The following is an 18580-nucleotide window of genomic DNA, read 5'->3' as shown; positions in this document are numbered from 1 at the left end:
TGCGCTTTACCGCCTTAGATCTTAAAGCGTAAACCTAAACTACTAGTACTCTGTGACAGCAATCTTGACAACGCTTTAGAGAGGTTCAGGGCTTTCATTACCCAGCACTAGACTTTCTTCCTGCATTTGTAGAAAGCGATTCAAGTCAGCGAAGGTACAGGCATGGGTAACAGTGGGTACGTCGTAACCTTTTAAGTCCACTGTATGAGTCTGAAACAAAGCTTGATAAGTTGGGCCCATCGGCACGTGCTTATAGGTTGTTTCTCCTAAGGCTACATCCAGACGGATTTCTTTCGTGGCAGATTCTAAGCGGAAGGCAGCGTTAACTGTGTCTCCTAGGGCGGTATAGTCAGGGCGATCGCCACTCCCCGTATTCCCCACCATCGCAAACCCAGTATTAATTCCTGCCCCAATGCGTAGCGGGAAGGGCAGCGGATACTGGTCGTACAGCTCACTCGTCATCTTATGCATGGCGCTGAGGGCGCTAAAAATGCGTAGCATCTCTTCGTCACTGACCCCTTGGGTGCCGTGAATCCAGACTGCCATCACCGCATCCCCAATATATTTATCGACCCAACTGCCGTGTTCGCGAATGATATCGCCGGCTCGCCGAAACCAGGTGCCGATCACCTCAGAGAGGATTTTTTCGTCCAGTTGCCGAGTCAACCCCGTAAAGTCGCGAATATCCACCACCAAAACTGAGATTAGGCGACGGACATGCAAGGTTGCGGTCGCGGTAAATTCTTTGGAGTCCATTCCCATCGACGGATCAGTGAGGTGCTCTGGGGAAGGACAGTAAAACTCTAATTCGATCTGACCAAAGGTGAGTTGGTCTCCGTTTTGTAACGTTACCGGAACACTAACTCGGCGGCCATTCACAAAGGAACCATTGCGGCTTCCCAAGTCAATGAGATAAAACTCGCCTGTTTCCATGCATTGAAGCATCGCGTGGTTCCGGGAGATCCAGCGATCGGGCAGCACAAAGTTGTTGTCATCGCTTCGACCAATCGTCCAGCAGTTGTTGCCGACTAATGGAAGATATCGATCACCTGCCTCGGAACGGAGCACTAAATGAGGAGTGGATTGAAAAGTCACCACAGGCTAAGAAATCACTGCATCTTTCCCTATGATGCATCCTGACACATCTATCTACGACTATCCATGACACATCTACTTATGCCAATGGATGCTTTCGAAGATTTAACTAAGAATTGTAATCAAAATCTCGTTGCGCTTGAAGTTTGCCCTGAAGTCCAAAGACGTTAATCTTGGAAATGCTGACTAGCAGCTCAGGAACTTAAGCCGCAGAAGCTACCAACCAGAATAAACCATCTACTAAGATTGTGCTCAGCACAGCTCCGCCAAAGGCCCACCAGTGAGCTTTCTGAGAGCGTAGTGGCAACAATCCCACCACCAGCAAAGTTACCCCCAGCACCGCTGCCCAAGCTGCTCCCCAGGGTGTCCGCATTTGAGCGATCGCATCCTGAAAAATAGGTAATGCCAGCGTTGGATCAACTTGCATCAATCGTCGCCAATGAGGGATCAGATCTACGATATAGAAGTAAAGATCAGTAACGACGGTTCCGAATAAAGACCCTAAATAAAAGAAATTTCCTACCTTTCCCCACTGGCGCATCAGGCACCAAACTGCAACAGGCAACCCAATCGCTTCGATGGGTAAGTGTAGCAGTGGCTCCCAGCGAAACCATCCCCAATAAATAGAACCTGCTAACCAACTCCAGGTGAATCCAAAAAGCAAGTCACCCCAGAGTTGGGTGCGATCGCGAGCCATCAAGACTAAGCTGAGTCCAAGCCAACCACCAGTCAGAAGTAAGCTCAGCACAGGCTGCCAGCGCACTAAGGGAGCCTGAATAAAAACAGGTACCGCTACTAGCAGGACAGCAGCCGCCAACACGAGCCAAGTTTGGCTAATTCGAAGCTGCCAAGCTGAATCAGGCGACCTTTCCTGGGCTGAATCAACCATGCGTGAGGATGGGGGGAAGGGTGTGAAGGAAGACAAAGTATTTTTAAGTTTCTTATTTAATTTACTTTTTTTAACATAACACAAGCACATCCCCTGGGGGGGCATCTTGTTTATGATAACTTAGTTTTTCTCTTGCCAAAGCTTGAGATCAGTGCCTCTGATGTAATCGTTGAAACTTTCGCAAGTTTGCAACACTCAATTACGCTATACCAGAGCAGGTGAAAGTTGAGCTTTTCTAGCTGCTGGCGTAAGGTCAAATTGCTTGCCGTTGCTCTTGGCTGACGCAACGTAGCTAAGGAACCTGAGAGTGGTTTGTCCTGCTCCTAGTTGAGAGCAGCAGTAAAAACTGGATACCGAACTGATTAGTTTTCTGGAGTATGTGCATGACGATTGGAATAGACAGTTTGGTGTGGCTCAGCTATTCCTTGGAACCAGTGTCAATTCCATCAGTAAAGATGGATCATTTAGCGAATATTTCCTCTCTGTTAGCCGTTGCTACCCCAGAAGCGAGTGCTGTTAACTGGTTGGCTGGGTTGTTTCAAGCCTTCATTTTGGGAATTGTGCAGGGCATTACAGAGTTTTTGCCCATTAGTAGTACTGCCCATTTGCAAGTTTTTACTAAAGCGTTGGGCTGGGCTACTGTAGGCGCTAAACCGTTTGTGGCGACGATTCAATTCGGCAGTGTGGTCGCAGTGGTGATCTACTTTTGGTCGGACATTCGCACCATTTTGCTAGGAGGATGGCAAGCCGTACAAAAGCGAGATTGGCAGCGGGAGGAATGGAAACTTTTAGTGGGAATTGTGGTGGGCACTATCCCAGCGTTGGCGGGGGGATTTTTGCTCAAAAAAGCCCTGAATGATGACGGCTCGACCATTAACAGCATGACGACGATCGCGATCGCCTCTATCGTCATGGCACTGTTATTAGGAGCCGCAGAAAACTTAGGGAGTCGGAAACGGGATTTTTCGGCGTTGCGAATTCAAGATGGAATTTTGATTGGTTTGGGGCAAATGTTGGCTTTGGTGCCAGGAGTTTCTCGCTCTGGCTCTACCTTGACGGCTGCTCTCTTTTTAGGGTTGGAACGACAGACAGCGGCTAGATTTTCTTTTTTACTTGGGTTGCCGACGTTAGCGATCGCAACCTTATACCAATTTTTTAAGGAAGCACTGGGCCAAATTGACCTGTCTTTAGTAGTGGTTGGCACACTGTCATCTTTCATTTTCTCCTACCTCTCCATTGCCTGGTTATTGCGCTATCTGCAAAATCGCAACACCTGGATCTTTGTTTGGTATCGTTTGGGCTTTGGTGCAGCGATTCTGACGGCAGTGGCGGCTGGCGCTTTACGGAATACCTGAGGCTGGACTCTCTAGAATAGAAATTGGCCTTAGCATTCCAGTGGCATCTTCATGAGCGAAGTTTCAATTCGTCCGGCTTTAATTACCAAGGTTCTTCCTGATTCGATTGCTGCTGAGATTGGGTTTGAGCCGGGCGATCGCCTTGTTGCCATCAATGGTCAAAAACCGCGTGACTTGATCGACTACCAGTTTCTTTGCGCCGATGAAGTTCTAGAACTAGAAGTTTTAGATGCCAAAGGAAAAGCTCATGAGATCGAGATCGAAAAAGACTTTGATGAAGATCTGGGTCTAGAGTTTGAAACTGCTTTGTTTGATGGGTTGCTTCAGTGCAACAACCGCTGCCCATTTTGCTTTATTGATCAACAACCGCCCGGAATGCGGCAAACGCTGTATCTCAAAGATGACGATTACCGCCTTAGCTTTCTCTATGGCAGCTATTTAACCCTCACCAATTTGACCCAACGAGAATGGGATCGGATTGAGCAGATGCGGCTTTCTCCGCTTTATGTGTCAGTCCATGCCACTGAGCCAGAAATTAGAAGTCGGTTACTGAAGAACCCCAGGGCAGGACAGTTGCGATCGCAGTTGCAGTGGTTCCAAGAGCGGCGTTTGCAGATTCATGCCCAGGTGGTAGTTTGCCCAGGGATTAATGATGGAGTTCACTTAGAGCGCACCTTACTAGACTTAGCTGAGTTCCATCAAGGTGAGATGCCTGCTGTGGCTTCTGTGGCTGTAGTGCCTGTAGGACTCACGCGCTTTCGGCCTGACCAAGACGAGTTGGTGCCTGTGACACCGGAAAAAGCTCAAGAAGTGATTGCCCAAGTTCAGACACTGCAAACTCAGTTCCAACGGCAGTTTAGCTCTACCTTCGCCTGGTTAGCAGATGAGTGGTTTTTGATTGCAGGACAAGCGCTGCCGCCAGAATCACACTACGAAGACTACCCACAAATTGGCAATGGCGTTGGGTCAATTCAGCAGTTCCTGAAAACTTTTGCCGCTGCTACGGCTCGCCTACCTGAACAAATTTCCCCTCCCCGGAAACTGACTTGGGTGGTGGGAAATGCAGTTGAGCAAGCGTTTCAACCATTGCTACAACGGCTCAATCAAGTGAAAGGACTCACTGTAGAACTAGTCGCACTTTGCAGCGACTATTGGGGGCAGTCGATCACCGTGACGGGCTTGCTGACTGGGCACGATTTGTTGCCAGCGCTCCAAGCCAAGGACCTAGGTGATGGTATTCTCTTGCCAACGGTTATGTTGAAACATGGAGAGTCTCGCTTTTTGGATGACACTACGGTTGAGGATTTAGCTTGCCAACTCCAAACCAAAATTTGGCTGATTAGCAACGTTGAGGAATTTATGGAGACTTGTCTCTGGCTCGATGCGGCTGCCCAACCCTGTATCTCTGGAACTCCCAAGGCTCCCTCTTGCGTCTAGTGCCAGTCGCTTCTAGGAGCTGCAAGACGATATGAAGTGGTCAATCGAGAAAAGTATTACGGGCGGCTTTGGCATTGCCCTGCTAGTGCTTAGCTTAATTGGTGGTCTCGGCTACCGGAACATCACACAACTCGTTGTGACTGCGAACTGGGTAAATCATACCTATCGGGTGCTAGAGGCACAAGAAGTTTTACTCTTTCACATTGCCAACGCTGAAGCTGGGCAACGGGGGTACGTTATTACGGGACAAGAGGAGTATTTAGAACCTTATTACATTTCCACTAACACCATTAATGACCAAGTTGACACGCTTCAGAGGCTCACTGCTGATAATCCCAGGCAGCAACAGCGCCTTAATACTTTGCGTCCTCTGCTCCAGCAGCGCCTAGACAAGCTGCAAGCAGTTTTAGACACTCGGCAGGAACAAGGCTTTACAGCGGCTCAGCAAGCAATCCGTGAAGCTCGAGGCCGTCAGGTGATGGATGCAATTCGTCGCCTCATGGATGAGATGACCACTGAAGAAAATCGCTTACTGCAACAGAGATCGCATCAGGCAGAATTAGCAACTCGCAATACAACGCTAGTGGTTGCCATTAGTGGATTTCTCGCAGCGGTGTTGCTACCGATCGCGGCCATTACCCTCAACCGAGACATCAGACGGCGCAAAACCGTAGAACTGGCTCTGCAAGAAAGTGAAACCAAGCTGAAAGGTTGGGTAGGGGAGCTAGAACAACGCAGTCGCGAGATTGCTCTCTTAGGAGAGTTGAGCGATGTTTTGCAAGCCTGCTTCACCTTGGGCGAAGCTTACGCTGTGGTGGCTGAGTTGGTACAGCCTTTGTTTCCGGGTATGTCCGGGGCGATTTATATCACCAGTGAGTCTCGCAATTTAGTCGAAGCGATCGCCTCTTGGGGACCGCTCTCCTTGCAGCCGATCATGTTTGATCCGACAGACTGCTGGGCGCTCCGTCGAGGCCGAGCTTACTTCATTGACAACGGTGATAGCAGTTTGCGTTGCCAACATCTCCAGGCTCCTTGGCCCACTCAGTACTGCTGCATTCCTCTCATGGCTCAGGGAGACGCTCTAGGAACTTTGTATCTAGCGGCCTCCAACAAAGACGACTTCACGCCGACAAAGCGGCTACTGACAGGGACAGTGGCTGAGCATATTGCCCTAGCTTTTGCTAACCTCAAGCTGCGCGAAAGCCTGCGGAATCAGAGCATTCGCGACCCTCTGACTAACTTATTCAATCGGCGCTATATGGAAGAATCGCTAGAGCGAGAAGTGCGACGGGCAGAACGTAATCGACAACCCCTCGGTATTGTCATGCTAGACATTGACCACTTTAAGCGCTTCAACGATACCTTTGGCCACGAAGCAGGAGATGCGGTGCTGCGTGAGGTAGGCTTGCTCATCAGAAACTCTATTCGGGCCTCCGATATTGCTTGTCGCTACGGCGGTGAAGAGCTGATGTTACTCTTGCCCGATGCTTCTTTAGAAGCCACCCGTCAACGAGCGGAACATATTCGAGAAGCCGTTAGCCACCTGAGTGTTCATTATCACCGCCAAGCTCTCGGCATGATTACGCTCTCTGCTGGGGTTGCGAGTTATCCGCTGCATGGGCCTACTGGAGAGGCAGTGACTCGGATGGCAGATACTGCTTTGTACCGTGCTAAAGCTGCTGGGCGCGATCGCGTTATGGTAGCCGATGAAACATTAGTTGCCAGTTCTGCATCTCCGGATGCTGAGTAACAGGTTTATTGATATCTTTAGGGTGCTTTTGGTTTACACACTTAGTAAATTAGAGCAGAGCAGCAATAATCAAGCTGAACTATTTGCCAAGTGACTTTGCCAGCCAGTATTCTGCTTAAGGTTGGTTGCCCGACTTCTAAACGTTTCTCTGGATTGCAGACTGAATAAAACTTATGCAAACCATTCGCTATTTGATGGCTGTAGGTGTGAGTGCGGCGATCGCGTTGGGAAGTACGTTGGGTAGCCCGGAGCCCAGTGCAGCCCAATCTAATAAAACTTCGGCTCAGCTTTCCACTGATGCAACGCCAAACGAGCCTACTAAGACTGACGTTGCCACCTCTGATTCCACCTCCGAGCGTGTCACCCAAACTAGTTCTGATACTGCTAGACCCGCTGCTGAGAAAAGCTCGGTACAAAAAGATTCGGCATCCAAAGATCCGGTACTCAAAAACAAGACCCGCTCCAAGACCCAGAGTAGCCGTAAGATTCGCTCCAACTCTGCAAAAATTACCGTTTCCAGTGTAGAGGCAGCGCTAAAGGAGATAGCTGAGGAACAAGCAACTCAGCAAGCCACCCCTCAGCCCAATATCCGCTCTAAAGCTAGGACTCAGACAGCGAATCAGGTTCGTGGTGCCACTACTAAGCGGGCCGAGAAGCCAGCCGAAAAGAGCATACCAGCAGAAAAGAGCATAGACAAAACCACAACCCCTGCTAAAAAAACGGCGCAAACCAGTGCTCCTTTACCAGCGCTAGAGCCTGCTAATCCGAGTGGTTCTGAAGCGCCGCGATCGCCACAACCAGCGCAGCCAAATAACTCAAGTCCGACGCTACCTGTCACACCAACCGCAACTCCAACGAGTCCTGCTAGCAATAGCAACCAATTCGTTCGCCCTGTTCCTCGTGGTTATCTCAATCCTGACCCGAATCCATTGAGATTCCCGACCAGACCTAGCGAAGTTCAGATTCAGGGCACTCAACCCATTACCTTACAAGAAGCGATCGAACTAGCCGAGCGCAATACACCGAGCCTACAAGTGTCTAGACTGAACCTAGAAAGAAGTCGTGCGGCCCTAAGAGAAGCACAGGCAGCCTATTACCCCAACGTGAATGCTGGAGCTAGAATCGCGCGCCAGGACTCTAACCAAAACGACCTAACACCGCAGCCACAGCCAGCCGATCCTGACTCTGCCAGCACATCCCTCAGCGGTACCCTTGGAGTCTCTTACGACATTTTTACCTCAGGCCAACGGTCTGCCACAGTCAGAGCTGCTGAAAAACAGGTACGCTCTAACGAATTAGAAGTTGAGGTGCAGCGAGAGCAGCTACGGCTGGATGTCACGAACAATTACTATGATTTGCAACAAAGCGATGAGCAAGTTCGCATTTCGCGGGCTGCGGTCGAAACGGCTCAGGCTAGTTTGCGAGACGCTCTAGCTTTGGAACGGGCGGGTGTAGGGACTCGCTTTGATGTGCTGCGATTTCAAGTAGACTTAGCCAACTCTCAGCAAGATTTAACCCAATCTCTCAGCGATCAACGGACGGCCCGGCGGCAACTTTCCCAACGACTAAACATTATCCAATCAGTTGATTTATCAGCAGCAGACCCAGTCGAAATTGCAGGCTTGTGGAATCTGTCGCTAGAACAGAGCATTGTCCAAGCCTTCAAAAACCGAGCAGAGCTAGAGCAACAACTGCTACAGGGAGAAATTAACGAGCAACAGCGTCGAATTGCCCTTGCCAATAACCGACCGCGAATCAGCGCATTCCTCAACACCAGTTTGCAAGATCAGTTTGACGATGATCGAGACGCGCTGAGAAGTTACTCTCTAGGGGCTGAAGTGAACTGGAACTTGTTTGACGGCGGTGCAGCTAGAGCCAGAGCCAGACAGGAAGAAATTAATGCAGAAATTTCTGAAAACCAGTTTGCGGATACGAGAAATCAAGTTCGTCTCGACGTAGAGCAATCGTTCTTTAACCTGCAATCTAACTTTGAGAACATCCAGACGGCTTCAGTTGCCTTGGAGCAGGCTCGGGAGAGTTTACGTCTAGCACGGCTGCGATTCCAAGCGGGTGTTGGCACTCAAACAGACGTAATCAGTGCTCAAAACGAATTGACTAGGGCTGAAGGCAATCGCTTGAATGCGATTCTGAACTACAACCGAGCTTTAGCTGCCCTCCAGCGATCGATTACCAATCTAGGCGCTGCTCCTAGTGCCTCTACAGGTAGAACGCCTGCGGCTACTGCTCCATAGAACTTACGGGGGCAAGTCTTTCCTTGCCCTTTCTCTCTCTATTGGTTTTTCCTAAAGATCTCTTTTTGGCAGGATTGTAGAACCTTGGCTTAGTTTTTCAGCAGCGTGTTGAAATCTTGAGCTAGTTTTTCCAGTTCGTAGAGGACAACTGTCAAATCCTGTAAAACCTCAAACGTCACTTCTGAGCGATCGCTTACTTCGGAGAGGGAATCAACACTACTCTTGACCAAATCTGTGGCGATGGCAAGACGCTGATACGCTTGTTCGACCAAGTTCATTCCCACTAAAGATTCCACTAGCTTATATAGTGCTGCACTAGAGTCTGAGGTGGCTTCAACGCCTATTTATTTAGTCTGAGTGATGTCCCAAAAATCTTCTTCCCCCGAATGAGTGAACGCTTACACGACTGCAACTTTAGATAAAGATCCAGCTCAGTCATCTCCTTGGGTGCAGACCGAACTGGATGTAGACAGCCACTCTAAGACTTGCTCTGCTGTGATTAAGCGCTTGAGCACGACTTGTCCAATGACTTGAGCCCCAGGATTTAGCTCTGCTGACTCAGTGGGCCTTACCTCTACCATCAGTACCGCTTCTTCAACTCGGTAAAGCCACAACTTTTCTCCTTGCTCTAGGATGGAAACGTTCATTTTCTTGATGTCTGGTTTGCGTCTCCAGGCCACCTCGCTCCACAATCCTGCTGACTCCCACACTCGCCCCACAGTCCAGCCGTCTGATAAAAAGAAGTATTTCACAAGCGGTTAAAAATGAAAAATGGCTCTGAAATTATGGCGTTCTAAATCCAGTATTTCCTAATGCTTCAGGATCATTCAGTATTTGTTGCAACTCACCAGGATGATCAGCAAAGTCAAAGCTAAGAGGAAAAGGCTCACCTAGGGGGAGGTGTCTGTCTGGGCGATCGCCAGCTTACAGCCACTCTTAAAACTATTTTTCTTCTGAAATCAGAAGGATTTTTGCTAGATTCTACACCTTTAAAGTATGCAAGTTGAAGGTTTGTACTTGCATACCACTGAAATATTTAAAGCATTCAGCTTTGTAAAATTTTCAGAACTTTTCAGGAAGTATTTTTTAAAGAGTTTTGGGAGTCAAGTGTAAACATTATAGGACTGAAAATGTGGCGATCGCACTCCGTCAGTAAACCTGTTCAACGCCTAGTAGATAAGTTGCTTATAAAAACCTCAATAAGTATTAATTAATCTTCAAGAGCATTGCTCATGGAATTAGCTGGTAAGCAAAGATTTCAAGAATTAACTTGTAGTTATTGGGGCGAAGCATCTGGGAGAAAAGCTTTTGCCAATCCAACAATATTCTGTTGATTTTTCTGTCTTTACTTAGGTTGATGTGCAGCATCAATTCCTTTGGCAACAGTTAAGTGGATATAGCCTGACGGTTGAGTATAACCGCTAAAATTAGTGAGTTGAGATTCTCCAGCGTTCGAACCAAACTATGACCCTGCAAACACCCGTAGAATTCTTAGATGCTTTTGATGTGATTGTGGTTGGAGCGGGTCACGCTGGTTGTGAAGCAGCTCTCGCTTCCGCACGGTTAGGTTGCCGTACGATGCTGCTCACCCTCAACCTCGACAAAATTGCTTGGCAACCCTGCAATCCAGCTGTTGGCGGACCTGCTAAATCTCAACTTGTGCATGAAGCTGATGCTCTGGGTGGCGAAATTGGCAAAATGGCCGATCGCACCTATTTGCAAAAACGCATCCTCAACAACTCTAGAGGGCCAGCAGTTTGGGCTTTGCGGGCGCAGACCGACAAGCGCGAATACGCCAACATCATGAAAGTCATCGTGGAGAACCAGGAGAACTTGGTGCTGCGAGAGAGCATGGCGACCGACCTGATTTTGGGCGAAAATGATGAAGTGATCGGCGTGCAAACCTACTTTGGCGTGGCCTTCCAGTGCAAAGCCGTTGTGCTGACCACAGGCACCTTTTTAGGTGGCAAAATTTGGGTCGGCAACAAGTCGATGGATGCAGGACGAGCTGGAGAATTTGCTGCTGTCGGCTTGACCGAAACCCTCAACCGACTCGGATTTGAAACCGGACGCCTCAAAACTGGCACCCCCGCGCGGGTAGATCGGCGATCGGTAGACTACAGCAAAATGGAAGCCCAGCCCCCCGACGAAGACGTGCGCTGGTTTAGCTTTGACCCAGAAGCTTGGGTAGAGCGGGAGCAGATGAACTGTCACCTGACTCGTACCACTGCCGAGACGCACCGCCTGATTCGCGAAAACTTACACTTATCTCCGGTTTATGGCGGTTGGGTCGATGCCAAAGGGCCACGCTACTGCCCCAGCATCGAAGACAAAATTGTGCGCTTTGCCGACAAAGAGAGCCACCAAATTTTTATTGAGCCAGAAGGCCGAGACATCCCAGAACTTTACATCCAAGGCTTCTCCACCGGATTGCCCGAAGGTTTGCAACTGCAAATGCTGCGATCGCTTCCGGGGCTAGAAAACTGCACCATGTTGCGGCCCGCCTACGCCGTGGAATACGACTACCTACCCGCTACCCAGTGCTACCCCACCTTAATGACCAAAAAAGTAGCTGGGCTGTTCTGTGCAGGGCAAATCAACGGCACCACAGGCTATGAAGAAGCTGCGGCTCAAGGTTTAGTTGCAGGCCTGAACGCCGCCCGCTATGCCTACAACCAGGAGATGGTGATTTTGCCCCGTGAGCAAAGTTACATCGGCACTTTGATCGACGACCTTTGCACCAAAGACCTGCGCGAACCCTACCGCATGCTCACCAGTCGCTCCGAGTACCGATTGCTCCTGCGCTCCGACAACGCCGACCAGCGCCTTACCCCCCTCGGTCGAGAAATTGGCCTCATCGACGATCGCCGCTGGGAACTCTTTACCCGCAAGCAAGCCAACATCACCGCCGAAAAAGAGCGCCTGCACGAAACCCGCATCAAAGAACACGACCCCGTGGGCAAAGCGATCGCCACCGACACTCAACAAGCCATCAAAGGCTCCGTTACCCTAGCCGATTTACTGCGTCGCCCTGGCTTCCACTACACCAACCTCGACCATTACAACCTTGGCAACTTAGAACTGGAGCGCGTCGAAAAAGAAGGCGCGGAAATCGACATCAAATACGCAGGCTACCTGCACCGCCAACAACACCAAATTGAGCAAATCGCCCGCCAAGAACACCGCAAACTCCCCGCTGACCTCGACTACGCCGCGATCGAAACCCTCTCGAAAGAATCCCGCGAAAAACTAGCCAAAATCAAACCCCTGACCCTAGGCCAAGCCACCCGCATCGGTGGCGTCAACCCCGCCGACATCAACGCCCTCCTAGTTTACTTAGAAGTCCGGGCGCGGCAGTTGGTTGGAACTGAGGGATGACGGAGCAAGGATGAGGAATGAGCCAAAAATTTGGGGGTTAGGGCATTCCAAGCCTCGAAACACCGACAACTAGACTCGTCTGGAGGAGGTCTGGAGGACGCAGCCGTCCTTCAGCGGGGGTTTGGGGGCGAGTGCCCCCAAGGCTCGAATTCAGTCAAACCTAGCCACAGCCACCCTAGTTTTTTGTAACAACTAATTAAAATCTGAACCCCGAAACCCTGTAATCATCACCACTCTTGCTAAATTTTGGTAGATTCAGCGATCGCAGCTTCAGATCACACGATTCGTTGTATTCTTCCTGTAAACTACTCATGATTTTCCGCCTCCGCGTAGAACCTTCTACTGATGAGGTCGCGATCGCCTTTAATAAGCTACTTCGCAAACGATTTCAGGAAGCAATCTTTATATCTATATCAGGGCGCACTAGCATTAGCTTTTTTGAGAGATTGGTTGGGCAGAATCACTCCAACCTCCTCCAGCATTAATTGAACTGTCACTGAGCGAGCAGTCTATGTCCCAGGATGTCGTAACCAGCCAGATGGCTTCAGACTCACTAGAAAACTCAATGCCGAGTCCTGTTTGGTCTGTAGAGGACTACGCTGACAAATTGATGGATGAGCTGTTTGAGGACGTAGATCGCGTCGTGGAAGGCGGCACCTCACTACCTACAGAAACTACACCGATTGAGAACACTTCGGTCCAAGCTCTGGCGATTCCTCAAATGATCCTGGCTTCAGCACTAATGCCACGCCAAGGTCTCACCTCCCAGCCTGTTCGCAGCGACGCTCTCGATACAGCTTTGGTAGAAACCGATAGCTCACTCGAAAAGCATCGCCAGTTCGGCCACTCGTTCGACAAGATCTTGTTGGGGGCGGCTTGTGCCTCCATTGTCGGCATCATCTTGATCTGGTTAGGTAACCAGGGTAAGTTGGGACGATTCTTCCCTACTAGCAACTCCTCCTCCGTCATAACTACATCCGCCCCCACGACTAAAGAGCTAGCAGATGCTCAATTTGGTGCGTATGTGCAGCGATCGCTAGAAACCATTGTTCAACTCGAAAACCCAGGCAAGCAAGTAGCAGCAGTTCCCACCACTGCACCCCAACCTGCCGGAACTCTGCCGAGCGTACCTGTGACTGGCAACTTAGCTCAGCCGCTGACTCGGATTCCCAGCGCATTAGAGCGCATCTACACCCTACCGAAGATACCGCAACGCCCCTACAATCGTCCTGTCCCCGCACCTGTAGCACCTGTGGTACCGCGTCCTGTGGTTGTGCGTCCCGTAGTCCCCATGCCCAGTGTCGCGCCTGCACCTGTCGCTTCTGTCCCTATTGCTCCCGCTGCACCTGCCGCGCCTGCGCCTAAAGTAACTTTGCAAGGGGTTGTGGAATGGGGCGATCGCTCTGCCGCTTTATTTGAAATTGGCGGCAGCACCCAGCGAATTAACTTGGGTGAGGGCATTGGCTCTAGCGGTTGGACTTTGGTGAAAGTCAGTAACAAAGAAGCCGTAATTCGCCGCAATGGAGAGGTGCGATCGGTTTACGTAGGGCAGCAGTTTTAAGCTAGTTTCAAATTGATCCAGTGCTTCGTAAGTTCTTCCTTAAGCTTGTAGCGGACTTTGGGTTACCCCTTGCTACCATCAGACAAAGCTTTATCCGACCGCAGGAGTTCTGGCCGTGGGTTTATTTGAAGATTTCAGCCGTTTTCTGGAAACTCGACTAGAGGAATTTCTGCGGAACAACCCTCATTTGGAGTTGCAAGCTCTGGAAGAACAACTGCGGGAACAGGAAGAAGAAGCGCTGCGACTCATGGCCGATTTGCGTCTGAAAGAGAAGCAAGCCCAAGATAATATTTTGGCAACAGCTCAAGAAATCCAGCGCTGGCATGAGCGCATTGGGAAAGCCAAAACTGCCGGGAGATGGGACTTGGTGAAGCCAGCCGAGGAGCGAGAGGCCGCTCTGTTGCGAGAAGGCAATCAACGCTGGGGCCAAATGCAAGTGCTGAAGGAACGCATGAAGCAAACGGAAGAGTTGCAGCGGAAGATTCAAGCTCGTCGCCAGGAAGTCAGAGCCAAGGCGGTGGAAGCGGAGGCAGCTCGTGCGAGTGCTAATGCCAATGCGAGTGCCAAAACCGAACCCAGTTGGCAGACGATTGGCTGGAACCAAAGCAACACTTACTTACACAACAGCGCCGACCCCTTAGAAGCTCAGTTCAAGCGCTGGGAAATGGATGAAGAGCTAGATCAACTCAAGCGCAACATGGGCCGGTAGTTCCAACTTCCTGCGAAAAGCTGGAAGTCTAAAATTTAGCGATCGCAGCAACACTTAACCCGACTCAATGCAGAACCAGCTTTGGGCTTTACTCTTGGGACTCAGGGCGCTGAATCCTAAACGAAATGGGATGAGGTGGTTGAGATTTTAGGTTGGGTAACTGAGGCTCTAAAGGTTTCTGGGCTGAGTTGAGCTGAACGGGAATTCCTGATGTGACAGAATTAATCACCGTAGGAGTTGGGTTAGCGATCGCCTTTGATTCCTCGAACTTCAAGGCGAAAGGCAAGCCTGCACGTTTGTCATAGTTAGAGGCGATCGCTAAAGCTGCCCCGCCCAGGATAAACACGGGCAATGGTAAGGTCACTGTCCAGTTAAAATGCTGCACCCATTGGTACAGTTCCACTAAGCCAAACAAAACGACAAACGTAGTTGCCCAGATTTTCATGGCTCAGCTCCAAGCGCTCCACTCATGTACCAGTACTGTACCAGAGCTGTACTATATCGCAAGGTTTCAAGCTGTACCATCTTTGATTGTTGGTAGGGGCACCTCTTGATCTAAATAGGGCAGGCACGAGACCTGCCCCTACGAGTGGCGATCGCTGTGGATGGTGGGTTGGCGATCGCGCAAACCTAAGACAGTTCAGATTGAGTGCGACGACGGCGAAGAAAAGCTGCGACAGGGATAACTCCTAGCGCTAAAGTCAAACCGGGTTCGGGGACTTCCTTACCGCCATTTGGATCACCAGCAACCCGATTCCGCACTTGCACCGCAGTTCCAGGGAAATCGCTGAACACACCATCGACACCCAACGCAAAGAACTGTTCGTACTCCCGTTCCGGATTGCCGTTGTAATCTTGAGCTAGGAAGAAGTTCTCGTTGCGGAACGTGTAGGGATGTACCAACAGACCAGCTGTGTGAGCATCATCGACTAACGTAGTCGGCGATTGTAAAAACCGATCAGCATCGCTAATGACGCCGTCTCCGTTCAAGTCATCTGGCTTGCCGTCTTGGTTTTGGTCAACGGTTGCCGCAGGAACGATCAAGCGCTTGGAAGGGCCAATGCCGTTGGCGTAGGAGGCGATCGCAGTCAAAGCATTGGGTCGAGTTAGATCACCATAGGTGCGAGCGTCGCCACTTAAAACAAAATCGTAGGGTTTTTCAGTGGCCCCGCCAAACAACTGCACTAAAGGTACATCGGTGAGTTGGTTGAGTTGCTGAAGGTTGCCCACTTCAAACGACTGGATAAATACCGGAGCATTGAGGCCGATATAGCCATTCTTATTCAGGGTTTCGACCAGAGGTTCTTCGAGCGACAGACCAATCGAGTCGAAGTAGCTAGGATGTTTGGTTTCGGGGTAAATGCCAATCGTGCGACCAAGTTCAGTACTCTTGCGCTGGGCTAAATCAATCACTTCTTGCAGCGTGGGAACTTCAAACTGCCCATCAAAAGCCGTATTGCCCGGACGCAGGTCAGGAATTCGCTCCTTGGCTCGCAGCGTCTTTAGTTCTGCCAAGGTAAAGTCTTCGGTGAACCATCCAGTATAGGTCACGCCATCAATCACTTTGGTGGCTTTCCGGGTGGCAAATTCTGGACGCTCAGCCACATCGGTCGTGCCAGAAATCTCGTTTTCGTGACGCGCCACCAACACACCATCTTTGGTTGCAACCAAGTCAGGCTCAATGTAATCGGCTCCTTGGGCGATCGCTAACTCATAAGCCGCCAAGGTATGCTCTGGCCGCAGACCACTCGCGCCTCGATGACCAATTACAATTGGGGGTTGCCCGGTTAAGGTCGCAGCTTTCACTTCAACCATCGGCCATACTGCTAGCACCGTACTTGCTAGCAATCCTAACTTGAATAGACGCAGCATAAGATAACTCCTCACAAGCAGGTGAATTGATGCCTCATTAAGTGAAAATACGGGGTTCAGATTAAGCCTGTGTCTAGCTTTGAGTTAATAGCAGTTTAGGAGTGGGTTAAACTGTGATCGCTTTTAGTCTTTTTCCTCAACCAGAATCGGAAGTGGGAGCGTTAAACTAGCGTCTGGAGTTTTGATTCATGGGCAACGGAGCGTCTCTGTGGAACAGCCAACTGCACAGCCAACCCCTGCGATCGCAGCGCGAGTGCTAGAACTGCGGAAACTAGTGCAAAAGGCTGGCTATGAATATTACGTGCTCGACGCACCTACCATGCCCGATGCGGTTTACGACCAGCTCTACCGAGAACTCAAAGACTTAGAAATTCAGTACCCAGAGCTGATCACCCCCGATAGCCCCACCCAGCGCGTTGGCGAACGACCTGCCTCTCAATTCACCTCCGTCCGCCACAACGTCCCGCTCTACAGCTTAGAAAATGCCTTTGGCAATGCTGATTTGAACACTTGGCAAGAGCGCTGGCGGCGAGTTGCGCCAGATGTCGGTGCCGCAGAATATGTGTGTGAACTGAAAATCGACGGTAACGCGATCGCCCTGACTTACGAAAATGGCTTGCTAGTACGCGGTGCCACCCGTGGCGATGGCATCTCTGGCGAAGAGATCACCCAAAACATCAAAACCATTCGCTCCATTCCCCTACGGCTCAACCTCGATAACCCACCCCCTTCAGTCGAAGTGCGAGGCGAAGCCTTCTTACCGCTGGACGTGTTCGAGCAGATCAACCAAGAACGCGCCCAAGCAGGCGAAGCCGCATTTGCCAACCCCCGCAACGCCGCTGCTGGAACTTTGCGCCAACTCGACTCGCGCATCGTCGCCAAGCGCCGCTTAGACTTCTTTGCCTACACCCTACACATCCCCGATGCCTCCGCTCAAGGGGAAGTTGCTCATCCCTTCCAAATTCAAAGCCAATGGGAAGCTCTGGAATGGCTGCAACAAGTGGGATTCCGCGTTAACCCCAACCGCGATCGCTGCCCCAACCTAGAAGCCGTGAAAGCTTACTGCGATCGCTGGTCTACCGAGCGGGTGGAGTTGCCCTACATGACCGACGGCGTAGTGATCAAAATCAACTCTTTTGACCTGCAAACCCAGCTCGGATTTACCCAAAAATTTCCCCGTTGGGCGATCGCACTCAAGTATCCTGCCGAGGAAGCTCCCACACTGCTGGAAAATATTAGCGTCAACGTCGGTCGCACCGGAGCCATCACCCCCGTTGCCGAACTCAAGCCTGTGCAACTGGCAGGTACCACCGTTTCTCGTGCCACACTCCACAACCGCGATCGCATTGCCGAACTCGACATCCACATTGGCGACACCGTAATTGTCCGCAAGGCAGGCGAGATCATCCCCGAAGTGGTGCGAGTGCTGAAGGAACTGCGCCCCGCCGATGCCCGCTCCTTCACCATGCCGACTCACTGCCCAGAGTGTGGTCAACCCGTGGTTAAGCCTGAAACTGAAGCTGTCACCCGCTGCATTAATGCCTCTTGCCCCGCGATTCTGCGTGGAGCCTTGATTCACTGGGCCAGCCGCGATGCTTTGGATATCAACGGCTTGGGCGAGAAACTAGTACAGCAGTTTGTCGAACATGGCTTGGTGCATTCCGTCGCCGATCTCTACGACCTCACCACAGAGCGGCTGATGACGCTAGAGCGCATGGGGCAGAAATCCGCTCAGAAACTCGTCAACGCGATCGCCCATTCCAAAGCCCAACCTTGGTTCCGTGTCCTCTACGGCTTGGGCATCCGTCATGTCGGTAGCGTCAATGCTCAAACCCTCACCGCTCAGTTTCCCAGCGTCGAACAGTTAGCGAGTGCTGAGGTGAGTGCGATCGCGAGCGTCTATGGCATCGGCTCCGAAATCGCCCAAGCCGTACATCAGTGGTTCCGCATTCCCGCCAACCAAACCCTAATTGAGCGCTTACGTGCCGCCGGACTCCAGTTTGCCGAGGAAGGTACTGCTCAACCCACTAGCGGAAATCAAGCTTTAGCAGGCAAAACATTCGTGATCACAGGTACCCTACCCACACTCAAGCGCGATGAAGCTAAAGCTATGATTCAGCAAGCCGGAGGTAAAGTCACCGATTCCGTGAGTGCAAAAACTGACTATTTGGTTGCTGGAGAAAACGCTGGGTCAAAGCTAGAAAAAGCTCAATCTCTAGGTATTCCTCAACTCACTGAATCTGAATTATTAGGACTAATTGCATCAACCAGTGAGCAATAGA

General features: G+C 50.7%; 14 protein-coding genes. 8 read left to right on the top strand and 6 right to left on the bottom strand.

Annotation, left to right across the window (positions count from 1 at the left end; all coding sequences use genetic code 11):
- Positions 1 to 75: 75 nt before the first annotated feature.
- Both H6F72_RS08560 and H6F72_RS08555 read right to left on the bottom strand, forming a co-directional pair.
- Entirely contained in the window at positions 76 to 1095 is a 1020-nt protein-coding gene (locus H6F72_RS08560; RefSeq protein ID WP_313930198.1) for an adenylate/guanylate cyclase domain-containing protein, read from the bottom strand.
- 202 nt (positions 1096 to 1297) lie between these two features.
- Positions 1298 to 1984, bottom strand: a complete 687-nt coding sequence (locus H6F72_RS08555) for a DUF3120 domain-containing protein (protein ID WP_190433691.1) — start codon at positions 1982 to 1984, stop codon at positions 1298 to 1300.
- Positions 1985 to 2367: 383 nt separating this feature from the next.
- Here H6F72_RS08555 and H6F72_RS08550 point away from each other — a divergent pair, with 383 nt between their 5' ends.
- The 4 genes from H6F72_RS08550 to H6F72_RS08535 all read left to right on the top strand — a co-directional run bounded on the left by H6F72_RS08550 (position 2368) and on the right by H6F72_RS08535 (position 8778).
- Positions 2368 to 3339 (top strand): undecaprenyl-diphosphate phosphatase, encoded by a 972-nt coding sequence (locus H6F72_RS08550; RefSeq protein ID WP_242016841.1) that lies wholly within the window; start codon positions 2368 to 2370, stop codon positions 3337 to 3339.
- Positions 3340 to 3390: 51 nt separating this feature from the next.
- Positions 3391 to 4776, top strand: coding sequence for a TIGR03279 family radical SAM protein (locus H6F72_RS08545; RefSeq protein WP_190433689.1), 1386 nt, complete (start codon positions 3391 to 3393; stop codon positions 4774 to 4776).
- Between the two features lie 31 nt (positions 4777 to 4807).
- Complete coding sequence (locus H6F72_RS08540) at positions 4808 to 6526, top strand: diguanylate cyclase (RefSeq protein WP_190433687.1); 1719 nt, start codon at positions 4808 to 4810, stop codon at positions 6524 to 6526.
- 173 nt (positions 6527 to 6699) lie between these two features.
- The gene (locus H6F72_RS08535; protein ID WP_199298971.1) at positions 6700 to 8778 is read left to right on the top strand and encodes a TolC family protein; all 2079 of its coding nucleotides are present in this window, start codon (positions 6700 to 6702) and stop codon (positions 8776 to 8778) included.
- A gap of 89 nt (positions 8779 to 8867) precedes the next feature.
- Here H6F72_RS08535 and H6F72_RS08530 read toward each other — a convergent pair whose 3' ends face one another.
- Together H6F72_RS08530 and H6F72_RS08525 are read right to left on the bottom strand one after the other, a co-directional pair.
- Positions 8868 to 9056, bottom strand: coding sequence for a hypothetical protein (locus H6F72_RS08530; RefSeq protein WP_190433685.1), 189 nt, complete (start codon positions 9054 to 9056; stop codon positions 8868 to 8870).
- Positions 9057 to 9209: 153 nt separating this feature from the next.
- Complete coding sequence (locus tag H6F72_RS08525; RefSeq protein ID WP_190433683.1) at positions 9210 to 9530, bottom strand: hypothetical protein; 321 nt, start codon at positions 9528 to 9530, stop codon at positions 9210 to 9212.
- A gap of 712 nt (positions 9531 to 10242) precedes the next feature.
- Between H6F72_RS08525 and mnmG the strand changes: the two genes are divergently transcribed.
- The 3 genes from mnmG (at position 10243) to H6F72_RS08510 (ending at position 14426) form a co-directional block, all read left to right on the top strand.
- Positions 10243 to 12156 (top strand): tRNA uridine-5-carboxymethylaminomethyl(34) synthesis enzyme MnmG, encoded by a 1914-nt coding sequence (gene mnmG, locus H6F72_RS08520; RefSeq protein ID WP_190433681.1) that lies wholly within the window; start codon positions 10243 to 10245, stop codon positions 12154 to 12156.
- A 511-nt stretch (positions 12157 to 12667) separates the two neighbouring features.
- Positions 12668 to 13717, top strand: a complete 1050-nt coding sequence (locus tag H6F72_RS08515; RefSeq protein ID WP_190433680.1) for a hypothetical protein — start codon at positions 12668 to 12670, stop codon at positions 13715 to 13717.
- 115 nt (positions 13718 to 13832) lie between these two features.
- Positions 13833 to 14426 carry a TIGR04376 family protein gene (locus H6F72_RS08510; protein WP_190433679.1) on the top strand — a complete coding sequence of 198 codons (594 nt, stop codon included), beginning with the start codon at positions 13833 to 13835 and terminating at the stop codon, positions 14424 to 14426.
- An 88-nt stretch (positions 14427 to 14514) separates the two neighbouring features.
- Here the strand turns inward: H6F72_RS08510 and H6F72_RS08505 are convergent, their stop codons facing one another.
- The gene (locus tag H6F72_RS08505) at positions 14515 to 14871 is read right to left on the bottom strand and encodes a hypothetical protein (protein WP_190433678.1); all 357 of its coding nucleotides are present in this window, start codon (positions 14869 to 14871) and stop codon (positions 14515 to 14517) included.
- Positions 14872 to 15056: 185 nt separating this feature from the next.
- A complete protein-coding gene (locus H6F72_RS08500; protein ID WP_190433677.1) occupies positions 15057 to 16298 on the bottom strand; it encodes a glycerophosphodiester phosphodiesterase in 1242 nt (413 codons plus the stop codon).
- Positions 16299 to 16506: 208 nt separating this feature from the next.
- Between H6F72_RS08500 and ligA the strand changes: the two genes are divergently transcribed.
- A complete protein-coding gene (gene ligA / locus H6F72_RS08495) occupies positions 16507 to 18579 on the top strand; it encodes an NAD-dependent DNA ligase LigA (protein WP_190433676.1) in 2073 nt (690 codons plus the stop codon).
- Position 18580 lies beyond the last annotated feature (1 nt).

This window comes from Trichocoleus sp. FACHB-46, assembly GCF_014695385.1.
Lineage (GTDB): Bacteria > Cyanobacteriota > Cyanobacteriia > FACHB-46 > FACHB-46 > Trichocoleus.
This window is presented reverse-complemented; position numbering and strand designations above follow the sequence as displayed.

Coding starts and splice junctions, on each gene's coding strand:
- H6F72_RS08555 (WP_190433691.1), bottom strand. CDS start 1,984: ATGGTTGATTCAGCCCAGGAAAGGTCGCCTGATTCAGCTTGGCAGCTT.
- H6F72_RS08550 (WP_242016841.1), top strand. CDS start 2,368: ATGACGATTGGAATAGACAGTTTGGTGTGGCTCAGCTATTCCTTGGAA.
- H6F72_RS08545 (WP_190433689.1), top strand. CDS start 3,391: ATGAGCGAAGTTTCAATTCGTCCGGCTTTAATTACCAAGGTTCTTCCT.
- H6F72_RS08540 (WP_190433687.1), top strand. CDS start 4,808: ATGAAGTGGTCAATCGAGAAAAGTATTACGGGCGGCTTTGGCATTGCC.
- H6F72_RS08535 (WP_199298971.1), top strand. CDS start 6,700: ATGCAAACCATTCGCTATTTGATGGCTGTAGGTGTGAGTGCGGCGATC.
- H6F72_RS08530 (WP_190433685.1), bottom strand. CDS start 9,056: ATGAACTTGGTCGAACAAGCGTATCAGCGTCTTGCCATCGCCACAGAT.
- mnmG (WP_190433681.1), top strand. CDS start 10,243: ATGACCCTGCAAACACCCGTAGAATTCTTAGATGCTTTTGATGTGATT.
- H6F72_RS08515 (WP_190433680.1), top strand. CDS start 12,668: ATGTCCCAGGATGTCGTAACCAGCCAGATGGCTTCAGACTCACTAGAA.
- H6F72_RS08505 (WP_190433678.1), bottom strand. CDS start 14,871: ATGAAAATCTGGGCAACTACGTTTGTCGTTTTGTTTGGCTTAGTGGAA.
- H6F72_RS08500 (WP_190433677.1), bottom strand. CDS start 16,298: ATGCTGCGTCTATTCAAGTTAGGATTGCTAGCAAGTACGGTGCTAGCA.